This is a genomic window from Spirosoma arboris (assembly GCF_009754945.1).
Lineage (GTDB): Bacteria > Bacteroidota > Bacteroidia > Cytophagales > Spirosomataceae > Spirosoma > Spirosoma arboris.
The window spans coordinates 516660-540605 of sequence record NZ_WPIN01000004.1 but is presented as its reverse complement, the minus strand read 5'-3'; the positions used below and the strand labels follow the sequence as shown (position 1 = coordinate 540605).

The following is a 23946-nucleotide window of genomic DNA, read 5'->3' as shown; positions in this document are numbered from 1 at the left end:
AGATTTTTTAACTGGCTGTTTGCTTTCGTTTTAGCCTAACCGGGGGATAAAATTACACATTAATCTGCCTTCATGCGAGTAAATTACGTTTCATTTTCCTGTAAATGAGGACTTAAGTGATCTTATTTAAAGCCGGTCTACAATTACCGAGCCATATTTTTAGGGTGTCTGCGAGTTCAAGATGTTTATTATTCGCGAAAGCACTTTCTACTCGCTTAATCACTTTGTGGTTAATGATCCGAGTAAAATGTTCTATACTTGACTATGGAAATTTCGTTTATCGGCGCCGGTAACCTTGCCTGGCATCTCGCACCAGCTCTTGAGAATGCAGGGCATCATATCAATGAGGTGTATAGCCGTCAGCTTCAGCATTCTCGCCAGTTAGTCAGTAATCTGTATGACGCCCGCACCCATTCTGAATTAAATTTTGCGGATAGTCCATCCCATTTGTTTGTGCTGGCTGTCTCTGACCAAGCGCTCGAAGATGTCTGCTCGCGATTGGTATTGCCCGAAAATGCTATGATTGTGCATACGTCAGGCGGGCAATCGTTACAATCGTTAGCGCATTGGATGGCTATTTACAGTGACGTTCCTGTTCAGACGGGTGTTTTTTATCCGTTACAAACCTTTACCAAAGGTCAATCATTTTTGGCCTTTGAAGAAATCCCCCTCTGTATAGAAGCCTCCGATCCTGGTACGGAAGAGGCATTGGTTCAGTTGGGTCAGGACATTAGTGATATTGTCTATTTAATAACGTCCAGCGAACGCCGAACACTGCATATTGGCGGTGTATTGGCCTGCAATTTCACGAATCATTTGCTCGCTCTCGCCCATGACCTGACCACACAGGAGGGTCTGGAGTTTGATTTACTCAGACCAATCATTGCAGAAACCTTTCGCAAGGGGTTAGCTGCGCATAATCCCGCCGACGTGCAAACTGGTCCAGCCCGACGGGGAGATTTGACGACAATCGATGCTCATTTAGCTTATCTTAGCAATCAACCGCACGTATCCGAGGTATATCAGGTACTAACTGAAAGTATTCAACGGTATTATAAAAATAGAGACCATTGAGGTTCACTGCAAAATTTAGATTCTATTGTTTTGCTACTAATCTATTAGATTAAAATTAGTATGGGTTGAATTAATTCTATATAGCAAAAACCGGGAATCCAGGCCTCAATAGGGATTCTAATAATTTTCTAATCTTTTTATAAACTCCCTTTAATGCTATTTTAAGTCCTATTTAATATAGGTTAAAGATATTTGTAGCCCTGTTAATGTCAACTCATGCGGCTACTGCTGATCTTTTTAATTAGTACTCTTCTTTTTCTGCATGCCAAACCTGCACAAGCGCAGGATTCACTTCATGTAACCCTTCGACAGGCCGATAGCTTGTTTGTCAAAAACAATTTACTGTTACTGGCCGAACGATTTCGGATCGATGCCGGTCAGGCACAGGTACTACAAGCCAGTTTATATGACAATCCTAACGTAACGCTGGAGGTTAGTTCCTTCAACAACGAAACTCGACGGGTATTGGATGTAGGGAAGCAGGGAGAGAAAATCATTTCGGTGCAGCAGTTACTGTATACTGCCGGTAAACGCAATAAGCGTATTGCGCTGGCATCTGAAGCGGCCCATCTGACCGAATTAGAATTACTGGATTTGCTCCGTGGCCTACGCTTCGATTTGCGGAGTCGGTTTTACTCTATTTATTTCCAGCAGCTGACCCTGAATCGATTCAATCAGCAAATCGCTACGCTGGAAACTACCGTATCGGCGTATGAAAAGCAGTACGAACGGAATAATATTTCACTTCGCGAGTTGCTTCGACTTAAGGCGCTGCTCTTTCAACTCAATAACGACCGAACAGAAATTGTCTTCCAACTGGCTGATGATCAGCGGGCATTACGAACGTTATTATCTGTTGATCAACCCATTCAGCCACTGGTTAGAGATGCAACACTACCGCGTTATCATCTGCCAACTCAACCCGATGATACACTCCAGCAAATGGCTCTACGCAATCGGCCGGATTTGAAAGCGTCTGAATCGCTTATCCGGCAGGCAGAACTGAATTATAACCTGCAAAAAGCATTGGCTGTTCCAGACTTACGGGTGGGCGGTACTTATGACCAGGCTGGGAGTTACATTCAGAACTACGTCGGCCTGTCTGTTTCGGCCGACATTCCAGTTTTCAACCGCAATCAGGGGGCCATTCGGGCAGCTCGAAGTCAGATTAACTACCAGAGCCAGCTGCAACGCCAGAAGGCCGTTCAGGTAGGAAATGAAGTAGCTACCTCCTTACAAAAAGTTAGGGAAGTAGAACGGCGGGTACAGTCCATCGAACGTTCGTTTACCGATCAGTTCGACGAGCTGAACCGAGGGGTCATTATCAGTTTCCAGAAAGGTAACCTGACCTTAATTGAATTTGTCGACCTGATTGAGTCCTACAACGATAGTATTCGTCAGCTCAACCGCCTAAAAGCCGACCGAATCAGTGCCTACGAAGAACTGAATTACCTTGTTGGAGATGATTTATTCAGATAGCGCCAGCCGTCTCGTTCGGTAGCGATAATTAGTAATTAACGACCCTTACATAGCCGAACAAGACGTCCGAAACGACAATGAAAATCACTATTTTTTTGCTACTCAGTTGCCTGGCCTTCATACTCTCGTGTGGGCCTAAGCCAGCACAGGAAGAAGAAAAAGCGTTTATGCTCTCCGATACGATGATGCATCGGATTCACCTCGATAGTGTGGTTATGCAACCTGTTCGAAGTGAACTAACGCTGGTTGGCAAAGTCATGGCCGACGAAAATCGGGTGATTAAGGTGTACCCACTGGTGGGTGGTAATGTAGAAGATGTAAAGGTAGAATTGGGTGATTACGTCCACAAAGGTCAAACGCTGGCCTCCATTCGATCGGGCGAAGTAGCCGATATAGAACGGCAAAGTATCCAGGCTCGCTCAGATCTGCTGCTGGCCGAGAAAAATCTGCGGGTAGCCCAGGATTTGTTTGAGACTAAACTTACATCACAGCGCGAAGTGGTTGCGGCTCAGAAAGAAGTCGAAAAAGCGCAGGCCGAGTCGAACCGAGTCGAGGAAGTTTCTAAAATATATGGCATCGGTAAAACATCAATATACACCGTAAAAGCCCCTATCGATGGCTATGTCATCGAGAAAAATGTTAACCGGGGTACACAACTTCGTTCCGACAACGCGGGCAACCTGTTTACCATTGGCCAGATCAGCGAGGTATGGGTACTGGCCAATGTCAATGAAAGTGACATTGGGCGGGTACGAATGGGTATGGAGGCTTCCATACAAACCCTGAGTTACCCTGACGAACTCTTCAAGGGACAGGTCGACAAGATCTATACGGTACTAGACCCCGGCACCAAAGCGATGACCGTACGGATTCGCCTGAATAACAAGGCCATGAAACTCCGTCCTGAAATGCACGCGACAGTTACGCTACGCTACGAAGATGGCGGAAAGTTAGCCACAGTCCCCGCAGGCTCAGTCATTTTCGACCAGTCGAAACATTACGTCATGGTTTTCCGGGGACGTTCTGACATCGATACGCGCGAGGTAAATGTCCTCAAGACTATTGGTGACGTTGCTTATATAAAAACGGGCCTGAAACCGGGCGAGCGAGTCATTTCGAAAAATCAATTACTGGTCTACGACGCCATTAACGATTAAAAAGCTTGGCGTAGGGAGCGAGGTGCAGGGGACAATGAACTAGTGTCCCTGCGCCCTGCTCCTTGCACCAAGCTCCTTCCCCTACGCCCTTATGAACAAGTTCATCCGCGATGTCGTCGGTTTCTCCCTAAAGAACCGCTTTTTCATCTTTTTCATGACTATCGGGCTGATTGTGGCCGGTATAGTCAGTTATCTTAATGTACCCCTCGAAGCCTTTCCCGACGTAACCAATACCCAAATCATTGTAGTAACCGAATGGAATGGTCGTTCGGCAGAGGAAATCGAGCGATTTGTGACCGTACCAATTGAAATATCAATGAGTTCGGTACAACGAAAAACAAATGTTCGCTCCATCACGATGTTTGGACTGAGCATTATCAAAATCATTTTTGAAGACGATGTCGAGGACTTTTTTGCCCGGCAGCAGGTAAATAATCAACTTCGAACCGTATCGCTGCCGGATGGCGTAGAGCCCGACGTGCAGCCCCCCTATGGTCCAACGGGTGAGATTTTTCGTTTTACACTCAAATCACCCTCCCGCGACAGTCGCGAACTGCTTACACTACATAACTGGGTCATTGATCGCCAGCTCCGTTCGGTATCGGGCGTGGCCGATGTGGTAGCCTTTGGCGGGCGGGAAAAGAGTTACGAAATCCGGGTTAATCCAACCCAGCTGGCCAAGTACGACATTACCCCATTGGAAGTGTATCAGGCCGTTACGCGCAGTAACATTAACGTAGGGGGTGATGTCATCGAACGCAATGGGCAAGCCTATGTTGTGCGCGGTATTGGCCTACTCACATCCATTCAGGACATTGAAAATCTGATCGTAGAGGATTTAGACGGCAATCCCGTGCTTGTCAAAAACGTCGCAGAAGTCGCTGAATCAAACCTCCCGCGTGTGGGTCAGGTTGGTTTGAATAACGATGATGACGTAGTAGAAGGCATTGTTGTAATGCGCAAAAACGAGAATCCGAGCGAAGTACTGGCCCGCGTCAAAGACAAAATCGCAGAATTGAATAGCCGCATTCTTCCCTCCGATGTGAAGATGGTGACGTTCTATGACCGCGATAATCTGATTAGTTTCTGTACGAAAACGGTTCTGCACAACCTCACCGAAGGCATTATTCTGGTTACCGTGATTGTGTTCCTGTTTATGGCCGACTGGCGTACAACGATCATCGTTTCCATGATAATTCCGTTGGCATTGCTGTTTGCTTTCATGTGTCTGAAGCTACGAGGCATGTCGGCCAATCTGCTATCGATGGGTGCGGTCGATTTTGGTATCATCATCGATGGAGCTGTCGTCATGGTCGAAGGCATCTTCGTTTCACTTGATCACCTGGCCCACAAGGTGGGGATGACGAAGTACAACCGAATGGCAAAAATGGGGTTGATCAAGAAAACGGGGGGCGAGTTAGGCAAAGCCGTTTTCTTCTCCAAATTGATCATTATCACGGCTTTACTCCCTATTTTTTCATTCCAGAAAGTAGAAGGCAAGATGTTTTCGCCCCTGGCGTGGACCCTCGGTTTTGCGTTGTTGGGTGCGTTGCTGTTCACCCTAACGCTGGTACCATTGCTCTGTTCGATTCTGTTGAAGAAAAATGTGCGGGAGAAAAACAATCCGCTGGTTAATTTCTTCAATCGGATTGTGATGGCGGGCTTTAGCAAATGTTACGCCAACCGGCGGCTCAGTCTGTTAGCCGCCGTAGTATTCATGGCTGTTACATTTCTATCGGCCAGCCTGCTCGGTACAGAATTTTTGCCAACGCTCAATGAGGGCGCCTTGTGGGTGGAGGCTAAATTGCCCATGAGCAGTTCGCTGAATCAGACAGTCGGTATGGTACGGATACTGCGGCAAAAACTGATGGATTTCCCGGAGGTAAACGGTGTGCTATCACAAACCGGCCGATCCAATGATGGTACCGATCCATCGGGGTTTTATTATGTGCAGATGCAGGTAAACCTAAAACCTAAAGATGAATGGAAACGACACATTACCACCGACCAGTTGATCGAGGAAATGGATGGACGATTGAAGCAGTTTCAGGGTATTAATTACAACTACTCGCAACCTATCATCGACAACGTAGCCGAAGCAGTGGCAGGTATGAACGCCAGTAATGCCGTAAAAATCTTTGGCGATGATCTCAATACGCTCAACAAACTGGCCAATACCGTTATTGCTTCCATCCGCGACGTACCGGGAGTAAAAGATGTGGGTATTCTACGCAACATTGGTCAGCCTGAAATCAGTGTACTGTTTCATGATCAGAAGATGGCGCTTTATGGTGTATCGACAGCCGATGCGCAAGCCGTTATCGAAATGGCTATTGGCGGTAAAACAGCGTCGATCCTGTACGAAGGGGAACGTAAATTCGATATTCGTCTCCGCTATGGCGAGAGCTACCGTAAAACCGAAGACGACATTATGCGCCTGATGGTGCCAACGCTACGGGGCAGCAAAATTCCATTACGTGAAATTGCGACTATCCGTGAGGTAACTGGGCCTGCTTTCGTGTACCGCGACAACAACAAACGCTTTATTGGCGTCAAGTTTTCGGTGCGGGAACGCGATTTGGGTAGCACCATTGCCGATGCTCAGCAACGGGTCAATGCAGCCTTGAAAAACTTGCCCAAAGGGTATGCTATCAACTGGACCGGCGAGTTTGAGAATCAGGTTCGGGCCACCAAACGACTGGGGCAGGTCGTTCCACTAAGTCTGGCGGCTATTTTCGTGATCCTGTTCGTCCTGTTTGGCAATGTGAAAGATGCAGGTCTGGTATTGCTCAATGTGCCTTTTGCCTTGATTGGAGGCATTCTGGCGCTGCACGTAACAGGCATGAACTTCGGCATTTCGGCAGGAGTAGGCTTCATTGCCTTGTTCGGTATTTGTGTACAGAATGGCGTTATCCTGATTTCGGTTTTCAATACGAATCGGCAGAACAAAATGCCTATTGACGAAGCTATTCGGGAAGGTGTTCAGACGCGGATTCGACCTGTAATCATGACCGCGCTTATGGCCGCTATTGGTCTGTTGCCAGCTGCCGTCTCAACGGGCATTGGCTCTGAAACGCAAAAGCCACTGGCCATTGTCGTGATTGGCGGACTGATTACAGCTACTATACTCACGCTGCTTATTTTCCCGATTATTTACCGCATGTTTTATCGCCAGAACGTGGCGCATCATAAGGGGTTGGCTGTGGCGTAGGGTGATAGTATTCTAAACCTATAAACGTGAGTCAGTAAAAATTAAACTCCAACCAAAATTCATTCACAAAATGGGGCAATAACAGAAATATTAAATTAAAATAGTCTATTTAGTAGTAAATTAATAACTACTAAATAGACTAAATAACTACTATTAGTTATGCCACTTTAAATAATAAGGTATATTATTTACTATTTTGCGGTTTATTAACTTCTCTGCATTAAAAATCAATTTCTCTACCGTTGCATCATAGATATAATTACAGGGCACACGAAGTTCTTTTGGACCTGGCTGTTTTAGTAATTCTCTATATTTGAGGTTATCGCAAAGGTGTTTGCCGACGAACATTTTTACTGTCTCAAACCACCGTTGTTTGTCATCAATAAGCAATTCAGAGCCGTCATAAATAAGAAATGGTTGGCCATTTACTGTAGTAAAGCTAGTGGGTAAATTTTCTTTGACTTCGATCAAATATGACATAACCGTGAGATAAACGGTTACTGTGTCCGCACTAGGTTTAAATAATAGAACAGAAACATTAGGTATTCCTGCTTTGGATAAAGCGTTGACTTCTTTGAGATGCTCTGCCAAAACTGGCTTAAAATCTTTGTGCTTCAAAAGTCTTTCTAATTGACTTTGAGCCTGAATTGATTCTAGGGCAACCCAAGACAGAAGGAGATATATTGTGGCTTTAAACATATCAATTACAGTTATTAAGTTGACTTCTGGACTCATTTAGGTTCAAATGGCCATCAGTATCATAATTCCATAAGCCATCATTGGCTAGAATGTATGTATTCACTCCGGGATTGCTTCTGGCAAAATTTATGTCGCCGGGGCTAGGTTGCAAAGGGTTTCCAATAGCAGTACTTGGATGAGTATGTATAGCGCTATAAATAATAACTCTTGTTCCATCGCATAAATCAAGGGCTGTACTTTTGTTACCATTACCATCCATAAGAGTAATAAAGTCACCATAATACTCAGGCCAAGACTCGTTGACCTTATTAGCATGATAAGTTCCCGAACAGTCTTGCCCTGAGGTTGGTAAAACTAATGTTCCTTTATCAGTAACTAACAGCATATTCTCAATCATTGGGTCTCCATTTATATCAAAACTCTGGCGCCAAATGTTATTCAAGGTCTTACATAAGGGCTCACTTAAAAATTTTGGCTTAGGTAAACTATTAACGTCAAAATTCACCATCGGCATAGTCCAACGCCCACTGATGTATTCATACACTGTGGTATAGCCAAAATCAGGGTCAGTATAGAAATAAAACTGCTCATTAGTTGGGTTGGTTGGGCGCTTGCCTTTCACTTCGACTTCGGCTATAGCAATACACCAACTTTTGCCATCCCAAATATAAGTCGCTCCCGTAGGCGAGTTATAGACTTGGCCTTTCGTCAATGTACCAGTCGTCGATACACCGGTCGCTACTGTATCCTTAGGAGCATTATAGGGTACAAACGTGGCCGTACTGCTTGAACCACCACTCCCACCACCAGTACTGCCAACAGGGCCTATTATACTTCCACTGTCTGGCCCTGAAATCCAACCCCAATTTACACTGCCATCATTACTATAACCTCTCACGGTCACATCCACATTCAGCCAGCCTCCGTCAACAGGAGCCTCTTGTGTACAGTTTCGATAAAGGCTTTCCGTATTAATTGACTGCTGTGGCGCAAAAGCACTGATAGAGGTGGTAGTTTTGGGAACAAAAAGACCCTTATTAACCGAACTGGATCGAGGTAGTTGGACAGTATGAAATGAAATATCATCGAACCAGACTGGCGTTTTACTCAGGTTCTGTAAGCGCACCGCTACATAACCAGTCTCCTGGGTATACCCCTCAATATGTAGTAATTGCCAGGCTGAACGAGCATCCTTACTAATATCAATCTGTTGGCGATATATAAATTTACCATATTGATTATAAAAAGCCAATTCCATGCTAGACCTAGGCAGTCGTTTGGTTATGAGCGATTTAACAAGTGGAGCTATCAGTGATGTACTAACGCCAAGGATAGGGACTTTTTGGCTAAGTGAACTACGTTGATCAGGAGCAGTTGGTTGTTGTAAAAGGCTAGCCCCTGCCAATGCTCCGCCTGCTACTGCTGCTGTAATCTGAGGTGCTAAACTTGGTCGTTGTATGCTAGGTGTATAAGCATATACATCTAGCGAATAGGTGGATCCCTGTCGCACAGGAATTAACTTGCTCGTTAAGGAAGAAACACGCGAACTACCTCCCTTTCCTACTTGTAGCGCCACTCCTCCAGAATGAGTATGAGTTATTGACTCTGCATAAGCAACTCTAGCCGCCCCATCTCCATTACAGCCTAATGGATTGATCAGGCAAGCGGCTGTTGTTTTGGGGCTACCCGGAATATTCGTTTGGGTACCAGAATATTTGACAGAAATCGTCATAGCACTACCTGTCTTATACTTAGCAGGTAATGGCATATAGAAACCGAAGGCATTGTACCCCGAAATACCCAGTGCATTTGCTACATCCTGACGGCTATTGGTAGCTGGTACACCAACAGCCACCAACCAACCATTTATATATACATCAAACTTGGTGGATTGCTGGGGGGTATTTTTGTTTACGACCCAGCCACCAATACCGCTACAGTCGGCTCCATCCAGATTACCCGCGAAGTTGCTGCCTGCCTGTGCGGGCGAAGTTGTTGGATTAGTAGTTGTTGGCGTTGTTGGATTGCCCGACCCCTGACACGCGGCTGTTGTTTTGGGGCTACCCGGAATATCAGTAGTAGTGTCAGCGTATCGTACTGAAATGCTTAGGGCCGACCCATTCTTATACTGGGCAGGGATTGACCAACTAAAGCCAAAGGCATTGTAACCAGAAACACCAAAGGCATTGGATACATCCTGTCGGCTATTACTAGCTAAAACATTGGAAGCGGCTAACTGACCATTGATGTACACATCAAATTTAGTGGACTGATTGGTTGCATTTCGATTCATCACCCAACCACCAATACCCGTACACTCGGCCCCATCCAGATTGCCTGCTAGATTAGCACCTGCTGGTGTGGTCGGTGTGGTAGTGGTGGTCGTAGTCGGTGGGGTTGGTGTTGTAGTTGTATGCGGATCGTTCTCGGCAAAACAACTGGCGGTGCTGCTGGCCATCAAGCCAGTGGCCACCAACCAATGTTGCGGCCTAAAATTGCCCCCATCCTGATAGGCAGCGAATAAGCTACCATTGTAATAATGGGCATAGACCGATTCGCCCCAACTGGTGGTGAACAAAAATTGGCCCTCGGTGTACGGACAATTGCCTGTTGAGACAGGCGGTTGGGTTCCACCGGTACACCCACTGACGGTTTTAGGCGATCCACCTATATCACTGTTTGCTCCGCAAATACGTACTGAAATGGCATGATTCTGTCCATTTTTCCAAGGAGCAGTAGCTGGAAAGCTATAGCTGAAACCATGATATCGAGCCGCTGAGCTGCCGAAGGCGGTTACTAAATCTTGCCGGTCGCCATTGGCTGTGATCCCCGAATAGGTTTTAACGCCATCCACATAGATATCGATGATGACCGGCTGATTCAGGTTAGCCCCATTGAAAGCCCAGCCACCCACACTGTTGCAGTTGGCATAATCCACTGAACCATTCGGACTACTGACTGAGCACTGCGCCCATGTTGTCATAATTGATGTAAAAATCAGCAGTATTGTCGCCACAATAGCTCGCTGGAAATCAGTAGATTTGAGTAAAATTTTCACTACATTTGACATGTTTAATGGTGAAACATTGAACTGCTCAAAGCCCCGCGTCCGGTCGCCAAACTGTCGTGGGGCTTTTTCTGTGTCAAAGGTATTCCGCTGATATACTCGGTGAAAGAGGGAAAACCCCTCAGTTTTTGATAAGTAACTCTATTTCGGAGGTAGTTTTCCCATTTCCTGTTGATAACATCGCCTTAATTCATCAGCATGCTTGCGGGCAAACTTTGCCAATTTATGCCAACCTTTCAAATCCAGTTTAGTCCCGATGCGCGTGCGGTAGTTTTCAACGCTTTTTGGGGTCAGGCAAAGTTTTTCCGCGATTTCAAGGTTTGTCAGATCAGTGGCTACGTGTAGTAAAATTTTCCATTCACAACGAGTTAGGTCAGAAAGCCCCTGGTTCAGGCAAAAAGCATCAGAGGGCTCAAAAATTTGCTTAGGAGAACGGTGGAGTAGTTGCATTGTGAGGAGGAGAGCTATATCAATATGTAAACATTTTTTTTAATATCAATAATCAATTTATAAATAAACCAATATGCAAGAAAAACCTACTTGATAGATTTAAAAAGCGTTACCCCCTGGGGCTTAATTACCCGAAAAGCGAGTCTTTACATTAACGGTTTCACAGATTGGCGCGTGACTCAAGCTTAGTTGTACCTTTATGGCATGGCATTTATCCAGACTGATACCTTTACGTTGCGCGGTTATGAGTGCGACGCTTTCGGGCGAATGAATATTTCGGCTCTGATGAACCTGATGCAGGAATCGGCGAATCGAAATGCAATTGAGTATGGCATTGGGATTGCTGATTTGGCAGCGCGGGGATTTGGCTGGATGCTGATGCGCTTCCGGCTTCGAATGCACGAGTATCCTCGCTATGGCCAGACTATTCAGCTACTAACCTACCCTACTGAGGTTGAGAAATATTTTATCTATCGTGAGTTTCAGGTCTTGGCCGAAGACGGAACCTTGCTGGCCGATGCGACCAGCACATGGCTCGTTTTTAGTATGGAAAAGCGAGCCATGGTATCGCTGCCTGATTTTATCCGTAGCCTGAGCCTGCCAGCGGATATTCCCCAAACGACTGTTACCCCCCTGGCAAAACTATCGTCCAGACCTATTTTTCAGGCAACTGACTTTGACCCAACCCAGACAAAAAACATAGAAGTAGGCTGGCTAAGCATCGACCAGAATCAGCACGTCAATAACGTGGCCTATGTCGAATGGCTTATCGAAGCCGTTGATAGTGAGATACTGCAAACGCGGAAATTAGCCGAAATTGATTTAGTTTACCGGGCCGAAAGCCACTGGCGCGACCAATTGCAGATACAGTCGGTAGCTGAGACTCCAACGGCCTTCCTGCACCGGATTATTTACCCCGAAACGGGTAAAGATGTACTACAGGCAAGAAGCATTTGGGAAGATAATTAACCGATCCTCAATTATGACTACTTCACCAACTCAAACGCTCGATGGCGTACTAGGTGGTCTGATGCGCCGATACAGCGAGCGCGTTCCCGATGTGCAGAATGTTATTAATGCCATGCTTAACGAAGGCATTATTCAATCGCCAGGCGAGATTGAAAACGACCACATTGCCTTCCGGACAATGGGTGTACCCAATCTCGGTATCGCATCGTTCGAGAAGATTTTCCTTCATTATGGTTATGAGAAACGAGACGAATTCAATTTCACTGGAAAGAAATTAACGGCCTATTGGTACAGCCCACCAGAGCCACATTATCCGCGCATTTTCGCCAGTGAACTGCGCGTGCATGAACTCTCTGAGGAAGCTCAGCAGATCATTCATCGGTATACCGACACGGTAACGAGCGATCCAGTTGATTCGCTGGATCTGGACAATGCCGACGCCGTCGATCAGTTTCTACATCAACCTCTCTGGGAAACACCCACTCTAGCTGATTATCAAACCCTATTGGCAGAAAGCGAGTATGCCGCCTGGGTAATTTATAACCGCTATTACCTGAATCATTTTACAATCAGCGTTCATAACCTCAAAGCAGGTTATAATACCATCGACGAATTTGTCGCCTTTCTGGAAAACCGGGGTTTTCGACTCAACTCGGCAGGAGGCACTATAAAAGTTAGCCCAGACGGTGATTTGCGGCAAGCCTCTACTATAGCGCAGATGATTGATGCCGAATTTGCCGGTGGAGCTACATTCCGGATTGCGGGTTCTTACGTGGAATTTGCCGAACGACGTGTATTACCTCCGTTTCGCGACTTACCCATCGATCAGATTACTCGTCAGCACCGACGCGAAGGTTTTGAAACAGGCAATGCCGACAAGATTTTCGAAAGTACGTTTACGACCCAAACAGGTAGATAGTTTACTGTTTCAGGTTTAACTTGAAACCATCCTTAAACCCTCCATTCATGAAAGCTAACGCTACTTTTCTACTCGCTGGCCTACTCTTATGTAGTCTGGTAGCACTGGCGCAAAAACCCGCGCCGGTTGGTCTGCAACTGTACAGCTTTCGTACCCAGTTTGCACAAGATGTTCCGGGTACGATGGCAAAGGTGAAACAAATGGGTTTTCGGGAGGCTGAAATTGCCGGAACCTACGGACTTAGCTTACCTGATTTCCGTAAATTACTGGATCAGAATGGCATTAAAGCTATCAGCACCGGAGCAAGTTTCGAAGATTTAGATTCGAACGTGCCCAAAATTATTGCCGAAGCTAAGGCTTTAGGTGTAAAGTATATCGTCTGCACCTGGATTCCCCACGCTGGCGATGCGTTTACGATACAGGATGCCGACCGGGCCATCGATGTATTTAATACTGCGGGTAAATTACTGGCAGGTAACGATCTTACCTTATGTTATCACAATCATGGCTACGAATTTCAGACGTATAAAGACGGCACATTTTTCGATTACCTGGTCGAAAATCTAGATCCCAAATCGGTCAATTTCGAGATGGATGTATTTTGGGTAAAATCTCCCGGCTATGACCCCGTCGCGCTGTTGCAGAAGTACCACAAACGCTTCCTGCTAATGCACCTCAAAGACCGTAAACCTGGTACCCCCGACAGTCAAACGGGTCACTCCGATGTAGAGTCGAATGTCGTCCTGGGTAAGGGCGATGTGGGTATTGCGGCCATTATGAAACAGGCAAAAAAATCGGGAGTGAAACATTTTTTCATCGAAGACGAATCGTCGCGTTCAATGGAGCAAATGCCCGAAAGTCTGGCGTTTCTAGAAGGTTTGAAATAGAGTGGTTTCAATGCAGAGGTCGCAAAGGGTAGCGCAAAGAATCTTTGTGATCTTTGCCTTATCCCTTGCGACCTCTGCGTTGAAACTCATTAACCGAATCAGCTAACTCCTGAATATCTTCTGAAGTATGAAACGCACTGATTACAATGCGTGTGTTAGCACGATCATTGGCAGTTGGGTAAGCGAATGAGTATATCAGGATTTCGTTTTCAAGCAGGTGTTTGTACAACTCATCATGTTCCGTGAAGAAAACCGGATAGCCGGTCGCATGGCGAAATAAGCTTGTTGGTAGCAGTAGTTTCTCGGCCAGCAAGATGTTTTGCTGAAGTCGCTCATAGCCTTCGGCATACAACGCATCTGCCTGCAGGTAGACGTCCAAATTTGCGGGAGGCATAGGCGAACAAGCCCCGAAAAATGCTGTTCGGCGAAGATTGGTCAACGTAGTAGCCTCACCGAAAATTACTCCACCTGGCATGCCCATCGCCTTTGCCAGCGAAGCGGTGACAATCAATTGAACATTGGATTTATGGCTGATTTGTGGCCAAATACCTCGCCCTTGGTTGAGGACACCCAACCCGTGCGAATCGTCGACAACGAGCGTAATGGGTCGATCGTCGGGCAAGTCATTGACCCAATCAAAATCATAATAATCTGAACGGACGGCATTTAGGGCATTGGCCAAAATAAAAACCGGTCCAGAAGCAACGGTTTGCAGTTGACGGGAAAGTTGATTAGTCCAATCGGCAAATGAGATCGAAGGCAACGCAACTACCGGTTCATGCCAGAGCGCCGGATGGGCAGCTGGCGCATACACAAATGTGCCTTTCTGTCCACGTAGCCAGTTAATAACGACCTGTCCAGCCATCATACCAGACGATACCGTCAATGCAGACTCAGCACCAGTGGCATCTGCCATCTTCGCTTCGGCTACTTCATAAATACCAAGGCGAACATTGCCGTTGCGCGAGCTACCAAAAACGGTTCCATATCGACCAATGGCGTCCGCCATCAAGTGTTGGAAAGACAGATGTTGCGGTAATCCCAAATAAGCGGTACCACTAAAAAAACGATATACTTTCTCCTCATGAACTATCGTTCGGTTTGGAAGGTGGCTGATTACAAAATTTTCACCCTTTTGCCGAACGTCGGCCCGGTCTTTCGCTTTTTCGCTCATTCTCTTGTTACTAGGCGCACTCCTGTGCCATTTTCATTGGCGTAAACGACTTTACCATAGTCAAATGTAACGCCAATGGCTGGGTCGTTAGCAATCAGCATGGCTCCGTCTAAGTCGGCATAATCAAGTAAAGGAAGCAACTGCGCAATGGCCGAAATACCAACGCTCGACTCAGTCATGCAACCTACCATTACTTGTAAACCCAACGCACGGGCGCGGGCAATCATTCGTCGGGCGGGTGTTATACCTCCACACTTGGTCAGTTTGATATTAACGCCATGAAAATAGCCTGCACAACGATCAACATCAGCTTCAACAATACAGCTTTCGTCAGCAATAATGGGTAGAGCGCTCGCTTGATATACCTGTTTGGCACCTTCCCAATCATCGGCAGGGAGCGGTTGTTCAATAAACTCAACGCCCAAGCCACGCAATAGCTTCGACTTAGAAATCGCATCTCCCAGCGACCAACCACAGTTCGCATCTACCCTAAATACTGCATCAGTATGCTGGCGTAATGTCTGAACAAGGCTTATATCTTCTTCTGGCCGACCTAGTTTAATTTTATAGAGTGGCCAGGGACGTTCCTGCATTTTCTCGACCATCTTCTCCGGCAAATCAAGTCCAATGGTGTAGTCAGTCAGGGGGCTACTAGTCGGATCGAGATTCCAGATTTTGTAAAGTGGCTGGCCCTGACGTTTAGCCCACAAATCCCAGGCAGCTTGATCAAGCGCACAGAGTGCGAACGGATTATATACCAGATGCGTGTACATGTCGCCCCAAAACCGCTCAGGATCAAGTAGTTTATGCGCTTCGATACGATCGCGGATGGCTTCAAGTGCAGCCACCATACCCTCAATAGTGATTCCGTAATAGCGTGTAGCGGTGGCCTCCCCAAAACCCCGGTATGCACCATCGCGAAGCTCGACAATAAGCGTTGGCTGCACATCGCGACTATCGTGAGCAATGGTAAATGTATGGTTCAGTCGGAGATCAACCTGGTGAAAAAACAACTGCATGCATCTGAAGATTTCGACAAAGATAGCTGAAGGTGAAATAAGCGGTGTTGGATACGGGAAAATTCCCGTATCCAACACCGCTTATTTCACCTTCAAATTTCAGGCTAATTTCCCCTATTCTACTAAGTTTCTATTCCTCAATTTTGTAGCATCGCTCTTATCCACTACACCTTCCTGATGGCAGTTTCGCCGGACAGTTGTCCGGCGATCTGTTTTTATAAAAGTCGGATAAAAATCCCCCAATAAACCTCAGATCAAAACTAGGGCTCGCCCAGAAGTCAATTAAAATTTGACCAGGCCATGCCGTACAGCCTCAATAACCATTCCTACACGAGTGCGAACGTTCATCTTTTGGAAAACTACTTCACGATAGCCATCTACTGTTCGGGCGGCTACGCACATTTGATCGGCTATCTCCGCATAGGTTAGTTCACTGCAGGCTATTCTCAAAAATTCGTGCTCGCGATCATTCAAATTGAAATTTGTAACAGCACTTTGTCCATTAGGCGTATTCAGACTATGGATAAGCTTTGTCGTTAGAAAATCAGAGTAGTAATACCCTTTCGTCATTACATCGGTTAGGGCCTGGCGGAATTCGGATGGGCGGCAATCTTTGAGCAAATAACCACGTGCTCCATTTCGCACCATACGTACAATATGGTCTTCGCGGTCGGTCATCGATAAAGCCAGCACGCGCACAGTCGGATAAAGTTCTCGAAGTTGCAGCGCTGTCTCGAAGCCATCCATAATAGGCATGCTTAAGTCAAGCAGGACAATGTCTGGAATTTGGGCATTTCGGTCTAATTGATCAAGCAAATCGCGGCCATTTTCAGCGACAAACAGGACTTCATAGCCATCAAACTTCTGAATCAGGTTTGATAGCCCTTCGGCTACCAGGCGATGATCGTCGACAATAGTAATGGACACGGACATAGGTTAAAAGAGGACATAACAATGTGGCCTGAAAAGTAGAGCCCTAAACCAATGAATGCAACAGTTACATTTAATTATTTTAATGTATTTGCTAGTACGGATACTTATTAAATAGATTGGTTACGCGGCATACGAATCTCAATACGGGAGCCAGCGCCGGGCTGGCTACGTATAATACACGTACCTCCCAGTAAGCCGGCCCGGTGCTGGAGGTTATTCAGACCCGACCCAGACTGATCAATCGTTCGGCTTGTAGCTTCCGAGACATTAAAACCCCGACCATCGTCGACAATGGTGAGTATAAAGGGGTCGGCACTATAATCGGTCATTACCGTCAGTGTCTTGGCCTGAGCATGTTTTATAGCATTATTAAGCGCTTCCTGCGTCATACGCAATAGCACCATTTCTGTCTGTTTTTCTAATGAATAGGGCTCACCGATTGTGTTTAGCTGAGTATGTATACGACCGGCCTGCTCAATCCGCTCCAGTTCTAGCGTTAAACTAGGGAGCAGTCCAAATCGACCAACGGTGTCATAATCAAGAGTTTTCGACATCATCCTGACATCCGCAATGACCGTTCGTACTAAGTTGCGAGTTTGCTGAACAGACTGCTCGGTAACAGATTCGGCGGTTTCGTCTTCAATGGTATTTAGGCGCATAACCACCACACTAAGCAATTGCCCTATATTATCATGCAGCTCATGAGCGATCTGCTTAAGCGTCTGATTCTGGGTGTCGAGTTGAGACTGAAGGAGTTTACGCTGGTTGATTTCCTCAATCGCAATTAATTCTTGCTGATGTGTTTTGTAGCGTTGCTTATAAAGGAAGAGTAGTAAGGTAATAAAACCTCCTAACGAAAGTAAAAGCAAGGTACCAATTGAAATAATTAAGATAACCTCAGATGGGTATGTCGACATAGTGCTCACCGCCTACTACTGATTGGCGAATATCGCAAATAGACGTATAATGCCAACAAAAAGGTAGCGAGCAATAGAAATTGCATTAGCTCATGAATCCAATAAACGGTTAACGCATGCTGCCGTTCATTTGTAATTAAGTAGTCCATTAAGCCCTGCACAAAGAAATCGCCTAAGGATGTGAAAAATAATCCTGTAGCCACCCAGAACATAGCCTCTTTTTCTAACGCCACAACCTTGATATCAATAAAGGTTCGCCAGAGGTAGTAGCCAGCTAAAAGGCCAATAAGGATGTTAAACAACGTAATACCATATGAATTATATTGGTGCCAGGGTTGAACAGTCGACGATAAAATTATAGAAATACACCCAAACAAGCCGATTGACAGCCAGATTATTCGTTTAATTAGAGCCTGCTCAATCAGTTGGCTAAACAATAAGCCATACAGTGTATATTGTATTATAGGAAGAATATGGTATATATATATGTTGGGTTTATTCTCTATACGCCAAACATAAATGGCGTACAAAGTTCCAGCCAATAGGACAGTTATATTTATAGCTAATAGGCGAAGTGAGGGCGTAAGTACCCGGTAGTTTATACTATACAAATAGGTACTTACACCCATCAATGTAATATACAGGAACGTATCCCACATAATTAAATCATAGAATTAACGCGCTAATTTGCATAGCGATCACCTTGATCAAGCGGACATGGAGGTACTTGGCAACAACATAATGCTTCTGTCGTATTGACATCATCCCGGGCACGACCATCTTCCTGTGTTGGAGCAAGAAACAAAAAATGTCTACCCTTCTCGTCAATACCATAATATACTTTGACGTGTTTGGACTGGTTCTCACTTAGGATTTTTTCAAGTCCAGTAACGTCAAAGAAACCCGTCTGAAAAAAATTAGTTAAGCCAGCCGAAGCTAACATTTTTTCGTAACGTTCGCAAGCTTCTCTAAGTTTGATGGGGTCTGTAGGATATGGATCGTCATTTTCGATATCGGCCATGATTAATTAGTGGTTATAAGGTTTACTCAAACGTAAGAGCTTACTTACTTATAAGCAATACTACACGAGCTAGTATATACGTAATCAAGCAAATAACAACAGCATAATATATTGACAATCAACAAATTAACTAAATAACAATAAACAATAAAGAGTTTATCATTTATAAAATACGGGAGAATTCCCGTATCTGATACCGTATTTTTCCCGTATGTGAATTGGGGAATCTCCCCTAGCCATTCAATAGTTTATTAATCACCTTTGTGAGGCTTTCATTCTTATCCATACTACGTTCGCGTCTTCACTTCCCTGAAAATTCAGTTCCGCCAGGCATATGCCTGGCGGTCTGCGTTTAGGCCTATCTCAATTACTCTTGCCCAAAGCCATCGATTACAATTAATTAACAATCAGTTACTTATAATATATATACAGTTCTTTTAAATCCAAAGTCTACAATTCTCCCGTAAGTCTTCCCGTTGATCGACACACAGTAACGCATTCAGTACATAGTTCAACTTATTTAAAAGAACAACGACAATGAAGACGCTCAAATTCACATTTGCCATACTTAGTTTACTGGCTGTCAGTCAAGTTTCATTTGCTCAGGAAAAAACGGTAACTGTTGGCGGTGCCCCCATGTATCCGTCAAAAAATATCATTGAGAATGCTGTAAACTCGAAAGATCATACCACCCTGGTAGCTGCCGTTAAAGCGGCAGGTCTTGTCGAAACGCTTTCTGGCCCAGGTCCATTTACGGTTTTTGCTCCTACGAACAAAGCATTCGACAAACTGCCTAAAGGCACAGTTGAGTCGCTGGTAAAACCCGAGAACAAAGAAACACTGACCAAGATCTTGACCTACCACGTGGTACCCGGCAAAATGAGTTCTGCTGATCTGATGAAAGCGATCATGGATGGCGGTGGTAAAGCCACGCTGAAAACCGCATCGGGTGGTACGCTAACAGCTATGATGAAAGGCAAGAAAATAGAATTGATGGATGCCAAAGGTGGTACATCTACCGTAACAATTGCCGACGTGAACCAGTCCAACGGCGTGATTCACGTGATTGATACGGTGCTGATGCCGTAATAAATTAGCTCCAAAAACAAAAAATCTCCAGAGGGACTCTCTGGAGATTTTTTGTTCAAGTTAGTTCAATCAAAACCTACGCATCATAACTCAACACCGGGCTCAGCCACTTTTCAATCTCCTCAACTGGCATGTCCTTCCGTTGTGCATAGTCCAGAATCTGGTCTTTATTGATTTTACCCAGCGCGAAGTATTTCGATTCGGGGTGCGAGAAGTAAAATCCACTTACCGACGAGGCCGGATACATAGCGTAGCTTTCCGTTAATTCGATATCAATCTTATTGGCATCCAGCAGATTAAACAAGGTGCCTTTTTCGGTATGGTCGGGACAGGCCGGATAACCCGGTGCCGGACGAATACCCTGATATTCTTCTTTAATAAGTGCATCATTTGGCAGGTTTTCGTCCACGGCATATGGCCAGAATTCTTTCCGAACCCGCTCGTGCATACGCTCAGCAAAGGCTTCGGCCAGCCGGTCGGCGAGGGCCTTAACCATAATGCTGTTGTAGTCATCATGGTCGCGTTCGTATTTATCGAGCAACGTTTCGATACCAATACCCGCTGTTACCGCAAAGCCGCCAATGTAATCTTCCCGACCACTTTCCAAGGGAGCAATAAAGTCCGATAGACAGAAATTTGGTAGCCCTGGCGCTTTCTGGTTCTGCTGACGCAGGAAATGTAGCACCGTTTTGGTATCGTAAATCAACTCACCAGCTGGACTAACCGCTGTTTGCGATTGGGCCTTGCTAATTTTATATTCTATGTGTTGATGGGAACCGTGTCGTTCGCAGGGAATATCCCGAACGTGCTCCTCAAAGTCATGCAGCAGCACATCATCGTCGGCAGAGTTGGCGGGATAAAATCCAACAACGGCCTTTGCTTTCAGCAACTTGTTATCAATAATTTCCTGCAGAAGCTGATTGGCATCGTTAAATAACTTCCGGGCTTCCTGACCAACAACTGCGTCGTCAAAAATAGCCGGGTATTTACCGTGCAATTGCCAGGTCTGAAAAAATGGCGTCCAGTCGATGTATTTAGCTAATTCGGCAATATCGTAATCCTCAAAATAGCGATTGCCCAAGAACGTCGGTTTCGTTGGCTCGAATGTATTCCAGTCAATTTTTGTCCGATTCTCACGAGCCTTTGCAATCGTCAGACTTGCCTTATCTTTTTGTCGCTTGGTATGATCTTCACGGAGTTTAACATATTCAGCCTTAATCTCCGTAAAGATTTTGTCTCGAGTACCATCCGTTTCGCTTACCAATCGCCCAGCAACCGGAACGCTCCGGCTGGCATCCAGCACATGCACAACTGGTCCGGCGTAGTGTGGATCAATCTTAACAGCCGTATGCATACGAGAAGTTGTGGCTCCTCCAATCAGCAAAGGCATCGTAAAGCCTTGACGCTGCATTTCTTTTGCTACGCCCACCATTTCGTCAAGCGAGGGTGTGATAAGACCGCTCAATCCAATAATATCCACGTTATGCTCACGGGCAGCATCCAGAATTTTCTGCGTCGGCACCATTACGCCAAGATCAATAATTTCGTAGTTATTGCACCCTAGCACTACGCCAACGATGTTTTTACCGATGTCGTGAACGTCACCTTTAACGGTAGCCAACAGGATTTTCCCGGCTGATGACGACCCTCCGCCCGACTTCTCTGCTTCGATAAATGGTGTCAAATAAGCCACTGCTTTTTTCATTACCCGCGCCGATTTTACGACCTGTGGCAAGAACATTTTACCCGCGCCAAACAAATCACCGACTACGTTCATTCCGTCCATCAAAGGACCTTCAATGACGTGCAATGGCCGCTCAACCTGCAAACGAATCTCTTCTACATCCTGATCAATATAGTCGGTAATACCTTTTATGAGTGCGTGCTTGAGCCGTTCGCGAACAGGCTCGAGTCGCCAGCTTTCATCCTGAACAATGGCTTTCCCCTTCGCTTTTACTGTTTCAGCAAAATCTACCAAGCGTTCGGTGGCATCGTCACGGCGATTCAGCAGGACATCTTCGCAACGTTCCAGCAAATCTTTGGGAATGCTGTCATATACTTCGAGTTGACCCGCGTTCACGATACCCATATCCATGCCAGCCCGGATTGCGTGGTATAGAAATGCAGAGTGCATGGCTTCACGAACGACATCATTACCCCGGAAGCTAAACGAAATATTCGACACCCCCCCACTCACTTTGGCCAATGGTAGATTCTCCTTGATCCAGCGAGTAGCGTTGATAAAGTCAACGGCGTAATTATTATGCTCTTCAATACCCGTGGCAACGGTCAGAATATTCGGGTCGAAAATGATGTCCTGTGGGGCAAAATTGACTTTATCGACCAGAATCCGATAAGCTCGTTCGCAAATCTGAATACGCCGTTCGTAAGAATCAGCCTGGCCAGTTTCGTCAAACGCCATCACAACGGCAGCTGCACCGTAACGCTTCACTAATTTGGCCCGTTCAATGAACGCTTCTTCCCCTTCTTTTAGAGAAATAGAGTTTACAATAGCCTTTCCCTGAACGCATTTTAGACCTTCTTCAATCACTTCCCATTTTGAGGAATCAACCATGATAGGTACACGAGCAATATCAGGCTCGGCAGCAATCAGATTCAGGAAGGTTTTCATCGCTTCGACTGAATCCAGCATACCTTCGTCCATGTTGATGTCAATCACCTGCGCTCCACCTTCAACTTGTCCGCGGGCAATACTTAGGGCTTCGTCGAAATTACCTTCTTTAATAAGCCGGGCAAATTTCTTCGAACCGGTTACATTCGTCCGTTCACCAACATTCAGGAAGTTAGTTTGCTCCGTTATTTTCAGAGGTTCCAAGCCGCTCAGCTTCTGATAAGGCTCAGCTTCGGGCAGTTGCCGGGGCGGGTATTTAGCGGCTACATCTGCAATAGCCCGAATATGATCGGGTGTGGAGCCACAACAACCGCCCACAATATTGACGAAGTTACTTTTAATAAAATCTTCAATTTGCACCGCCATCATAGCTGGCGTTTCATCGTACTCGCCAAATTCGTTTGGCAAGCCTGCGTTCGGATAGGCCGATGTAAAGAAGGGCGCTTCTTTCGCTAACGTTTGAATATACGGACGCATCAATTCGGCACCAAGCGCACAGTTCAACCCCACACTCAGCAATGGTAAATGCGAAACTGAGTACAAAAATGCTTCGGTTGTTTGCCCCGAAAGTGTCCGGCCACTAGCATCCGTAATGGTGCCGGAAATCATAATGGGCAGAACCGTCTTCTGCGGATTCAAATTAAAATACTTGTCGATGGCAAACATAGCTGCCTTCGCATTGAGCGTATCAAATATCGTTTCAACCAGAAGCAAATCTGAGCCACCATCCACCAGCCCGCTTACCTGTTCATAATAAGCATTGACCAACTCATCGAATGTGACTGCTCTATAAGCCGGATTGTTTACATCAGGAGAAAGCGAAGCCGTGCGGTTAGTCGGCCCCATCGCGCCGGCGACAAAGCGTGGTTTATCTGGATTTTGCCGCGTAACGGCAACGGCAACCTCTTTCGCAATTCTGGCTGATTCATAATTGAGTTCATACGCCAGTTCCTCCATGCGATAATCGGCCATAGCAATGGTCGTACTACTGAAGGTATTCGTTTCAATAATATCCGCTCCTGCTTCCAGGTATTGTTCATGAATTGCCTGGATTATTTCGGGCTTCGTCAACGATAGCAAATCGTTGTTACCTTTTAGATCATGTGGCCAATCTTTAAATCGTTCACCCCGATAATCAGCGTCAGTGAGGTTATACCGTTGGATCATGGTACCCATCGCGCCATCAAGGACCAGGATACGCTCATGCAGAAGTTCGGATATTGTTTTCACAAGCAAGTTATAGAAGGCA

General features: G+C 45.8%; 19 protein-coding genes. 9 read left to right on the top strand and 10 right to left on the bottom strand.

From position 1 onward, the window contains the following. Positions 1 to 264: 264 nt before the first annotated feature. From GO755_RS13350 to GO755_RS13335, 4 genes are all read left to right on the top strand, one after another. The gene (locus GO755_RS13350; RefSeq protein WP_157585490.1) at positions 265 to 1074 is read left to right on the top strand and encodes a Rossmann-like and DUF2520 domain-containing protein; all 810 of its coding nucleotides are present in this window, start codon (positions 265 to 267) and stop codon (positions 1072 to 1074) included. Between the two features lie 216 nt (positions 1075 to 1290). Continuing rightward, complete coding sequence (locus GO755_RS13345; protein ID WP_157585488.1) at positions 1291 to 2553, top strand: TolC family protein; 1263 nt, start codon at positions 1291 to 1293, stop codon at positions 2551 to 2553. Between the two features lie 77 nt (positions 2554 to 2630). Further along, on the top strand, positions 2631 to 3710 hold the full coding sequence (locus GO755_RS13340; RefSeq protein ID WP_157585486.1) for an efflux RND transporter periplasmic adaptor subunit: 1080 nt from the start codon (positions 2631 to 2633) through the stop codon (positions 3708 to 3710). Positions 3711 to 3801: 91 nt separating this feature from the next. Next, entirely contained in the window at positions 3802 to 6921 is a 3120-nt protein-coding gene (locus GO755_RS13335; protein WP_157585484.1) for an efflux RND transporter permease subunit, read from the top strand. Positions 6922 to 7074: 153 nt separating this feature from the next. On the opposite strand, the gene GO755_RS13330 is transcribed toward GO755_RS13335, so the two are convergent. The 3 genes from GO755_RS13330 to GO755_RS13320 all read right to left on the bottom strand — a co-directional run bounded on the left by GO755_RS13330 (position 7075) and on the right by GO755_RS13320 (position 11137). Next, positions 7075 to 7620: a hypothetical protein gene (locus GO755_RS13330; protein ID WP_157585482.1), complete on the bottom strand. Its 546-nt coding sequence runs from the start codon at positions 7618 to 7620 to the stop codon at positions 7075 to 7077. Between the two features lies 1 nt (position 7621). Beyond that, positions 7622 to 10678 (bottom strand): hypothetical protein, encoded by a 3057-nt coding sequence (locus GO755_RS13325; RefSeq protein ID WP_227686946.1) that lies wholly within the window; start codon positions 10676 to 10678, stop codon positions 7622 to 7624. A 150-nt stretch (positions 10679 to 10828) separates the two neighbouring features. Continuing rightward, on the bottom strand, positions 10829 to 11137 hold the full coding sequence (locus tag GO755_RS13320; protein WP_157585479.1) for a response regulator transcription factor: 309 nt from the start codon (positions 11135 to 11137) through the stop codon (positions 10829 to 10831). Between the two features lie 204 nt (positions 11138 to 11341). Between GO755_RS13320 and GO755_RS13315 the strand changes: the two genes are divergently transcribed. The 3 genes from GO755_RS13315 to GO755_RS13305 are packed head-to-tail and all read left to right on the top strand — an operon-like array spanning position 11342 to position 13912. Then, positions 11342 to 12106, top strand: coding sequence for an acyl-[acyl-carrier-protein] thioesterase (locus tag GO755_RS13315; RefSeq protein ID WP_157585478.1), 765 nt, complete (start codon positions 11342 to 11344; stop codon positions 12104 to 12106). Positions 12107 to 12119: 13 nt separating this feature from the next. Beyond that, positions 12120 to 13025, top strand: coding sequence for a DUF1338 domain-containing protein (locus tag GO755_RS13310; protein WP_157585477.1), 906 nt, complete (start codon positions 12120 to 12122; stop codon positions 13023 to 13025). A gap of 47 nt (positions 13026 to 13072) precedes the next feature. Then, entirely contained in the window at positions 13073 to 13912 is an 840-nt protein-coding gene (locus GO755_RS13305; protein ID WP_157585476.1) for a sugar phosphate isomerase/epimerase family protein, read from the top strand. Between the two features lie 58 nt (positions 13913 to 13970). Here the strand turns inward: GO755_RS13305 and GO755_RS13300 are convergent, their stop codons facing one another. Both GO755_RS13300 and GO755_RS13295 read right to left on the bottom strand, forming a co-directional pair. Beyond that, a complete protein-coding gene (locus tag GO755_RS13300) occupies positions 13971 to 15086 on the bottom strand; it encodes an aminotransferase class I/II-fold pyridoxal phosphate-dependent enzyme (RefSeq protein WP_157585475.1) in 1116 nt (371 codons plus the stop codon). After that, on the bottom strand, positions 15083 to 16105 hold the full coding sequence (locus GO755_RS13295; RefSeq protein WP_157585474.1) for a dipeptide epimerase: 1023 nt from the start codon (positions 16103 to 16105) through the stop codon (positions 15083 to 15085). The genes GO755_RS13300 and GO755_RS13295 overlap by 4 nt, the downstream gene beginning before the upstream one ends. On the opposite strand from GO755_RS13295, the gene GO755_RS13290 reads away from it, so the two are divergent. Further along, complete coding sequence (locus GO755_RS13290) at positions 16104 to 16283, top strand: hypothetical protein (RefSeq protein WP_157585473.1); 180 nt, start codon at positions 16104 to 16106, stop codon at positions 16281 to 16283. The two genes, GO755_RS13295 and GO755_RS13290, sit on opposite strands and share 2 nt — an antisense overlap. Positions 16284 to 16387: 104 nt before the next feature. Here the strand turns inward: GO755_RS13290 and GO755_RS13285 are convergent, their stop codons facing one another. The 4 genes from GO755_RS13285 to GO755_RS13270 all read right to left on the bottom strand — a co-directional run bounded on the left by GO755_RS13285 (position 16388) and on the right by GO755_RS13270 (position 18976). Then, on the bottom strand, positions 16388 to 17038 hold the full coding sequence (locus GO755_RS13285) for a response regulator transcription factor (protein WP_157585472.1): 651 nt from the start codon (positions 17036 to 17038) through the stop codon (positions 16388 to 16390). A gap of 107 nt (positions 17039 to 17145) precedes the next feature. Next, positions 17146 to 17907 carry a sensor histidine kinase gene (locus GO755_RS13280; protein ID WP_227686945.1) on the bottom strand — a complete coding sequence of 254 codons (762 nt, stop codon included), beginning with the start codon at positions 17905 to 17907 and terminating at the stop codon, positions 17146 to 17148. 53 nt (positions 17908 to 17960) lie between these two features. Beyond that, entirely contained in the window at positions 17961 to 18614 is a 654-nt protein-coding gene (locus GO755_RS13275; RefSeq protein ID WP_157585468.1) for a hypothetical protein, read from the bottom strand. A gap of 23 nt (positions 18615 to 18637) precedes the next feature. Continuing rightward, positions 18638 to 18976, bottom strand: coding sequence for a hypothetical protein (locus GO755_RS13270; RefSeq protein WP_157585466.1), 339 nt, complete (start codon positions 18974 to 18976; stop codon positions 18638 to 18640). Between the two features lie 537 nt (positions 18977 to 19513). Between GO755_RS13270 and GO755_RS13265 the strand changes: the two genes are divergently transcribed. Next, the gene (locus GO755_RS13265) at positions 19514 to 20065 is read left to right on the top strand and encodes a fasciclin domain-containing protein (protein ID WP_157585464.1); all 552 of its coding nucleotides are present in this window, start codon (positions 19514 to 19516) and stop codon (positions 20063 to 20065) included. 76 nt (positions 20066 to 20141) lie between these two features. Here the strand turns inward: GO755_RS13265 and metH are convergent, their stop codons facing one another. After that, positions 20142 to 23927, bottom strand: coding sequence for a methionine synthase (gene metH / locus GO755_RS13260; protein ID WP_317165860.1), 3786 nt, complete (start codon positions 23925 to 23927; stop codon positions 20142 to 20144). Positions 23928 to 23946 lie beyond the last annotated feature (19 nt).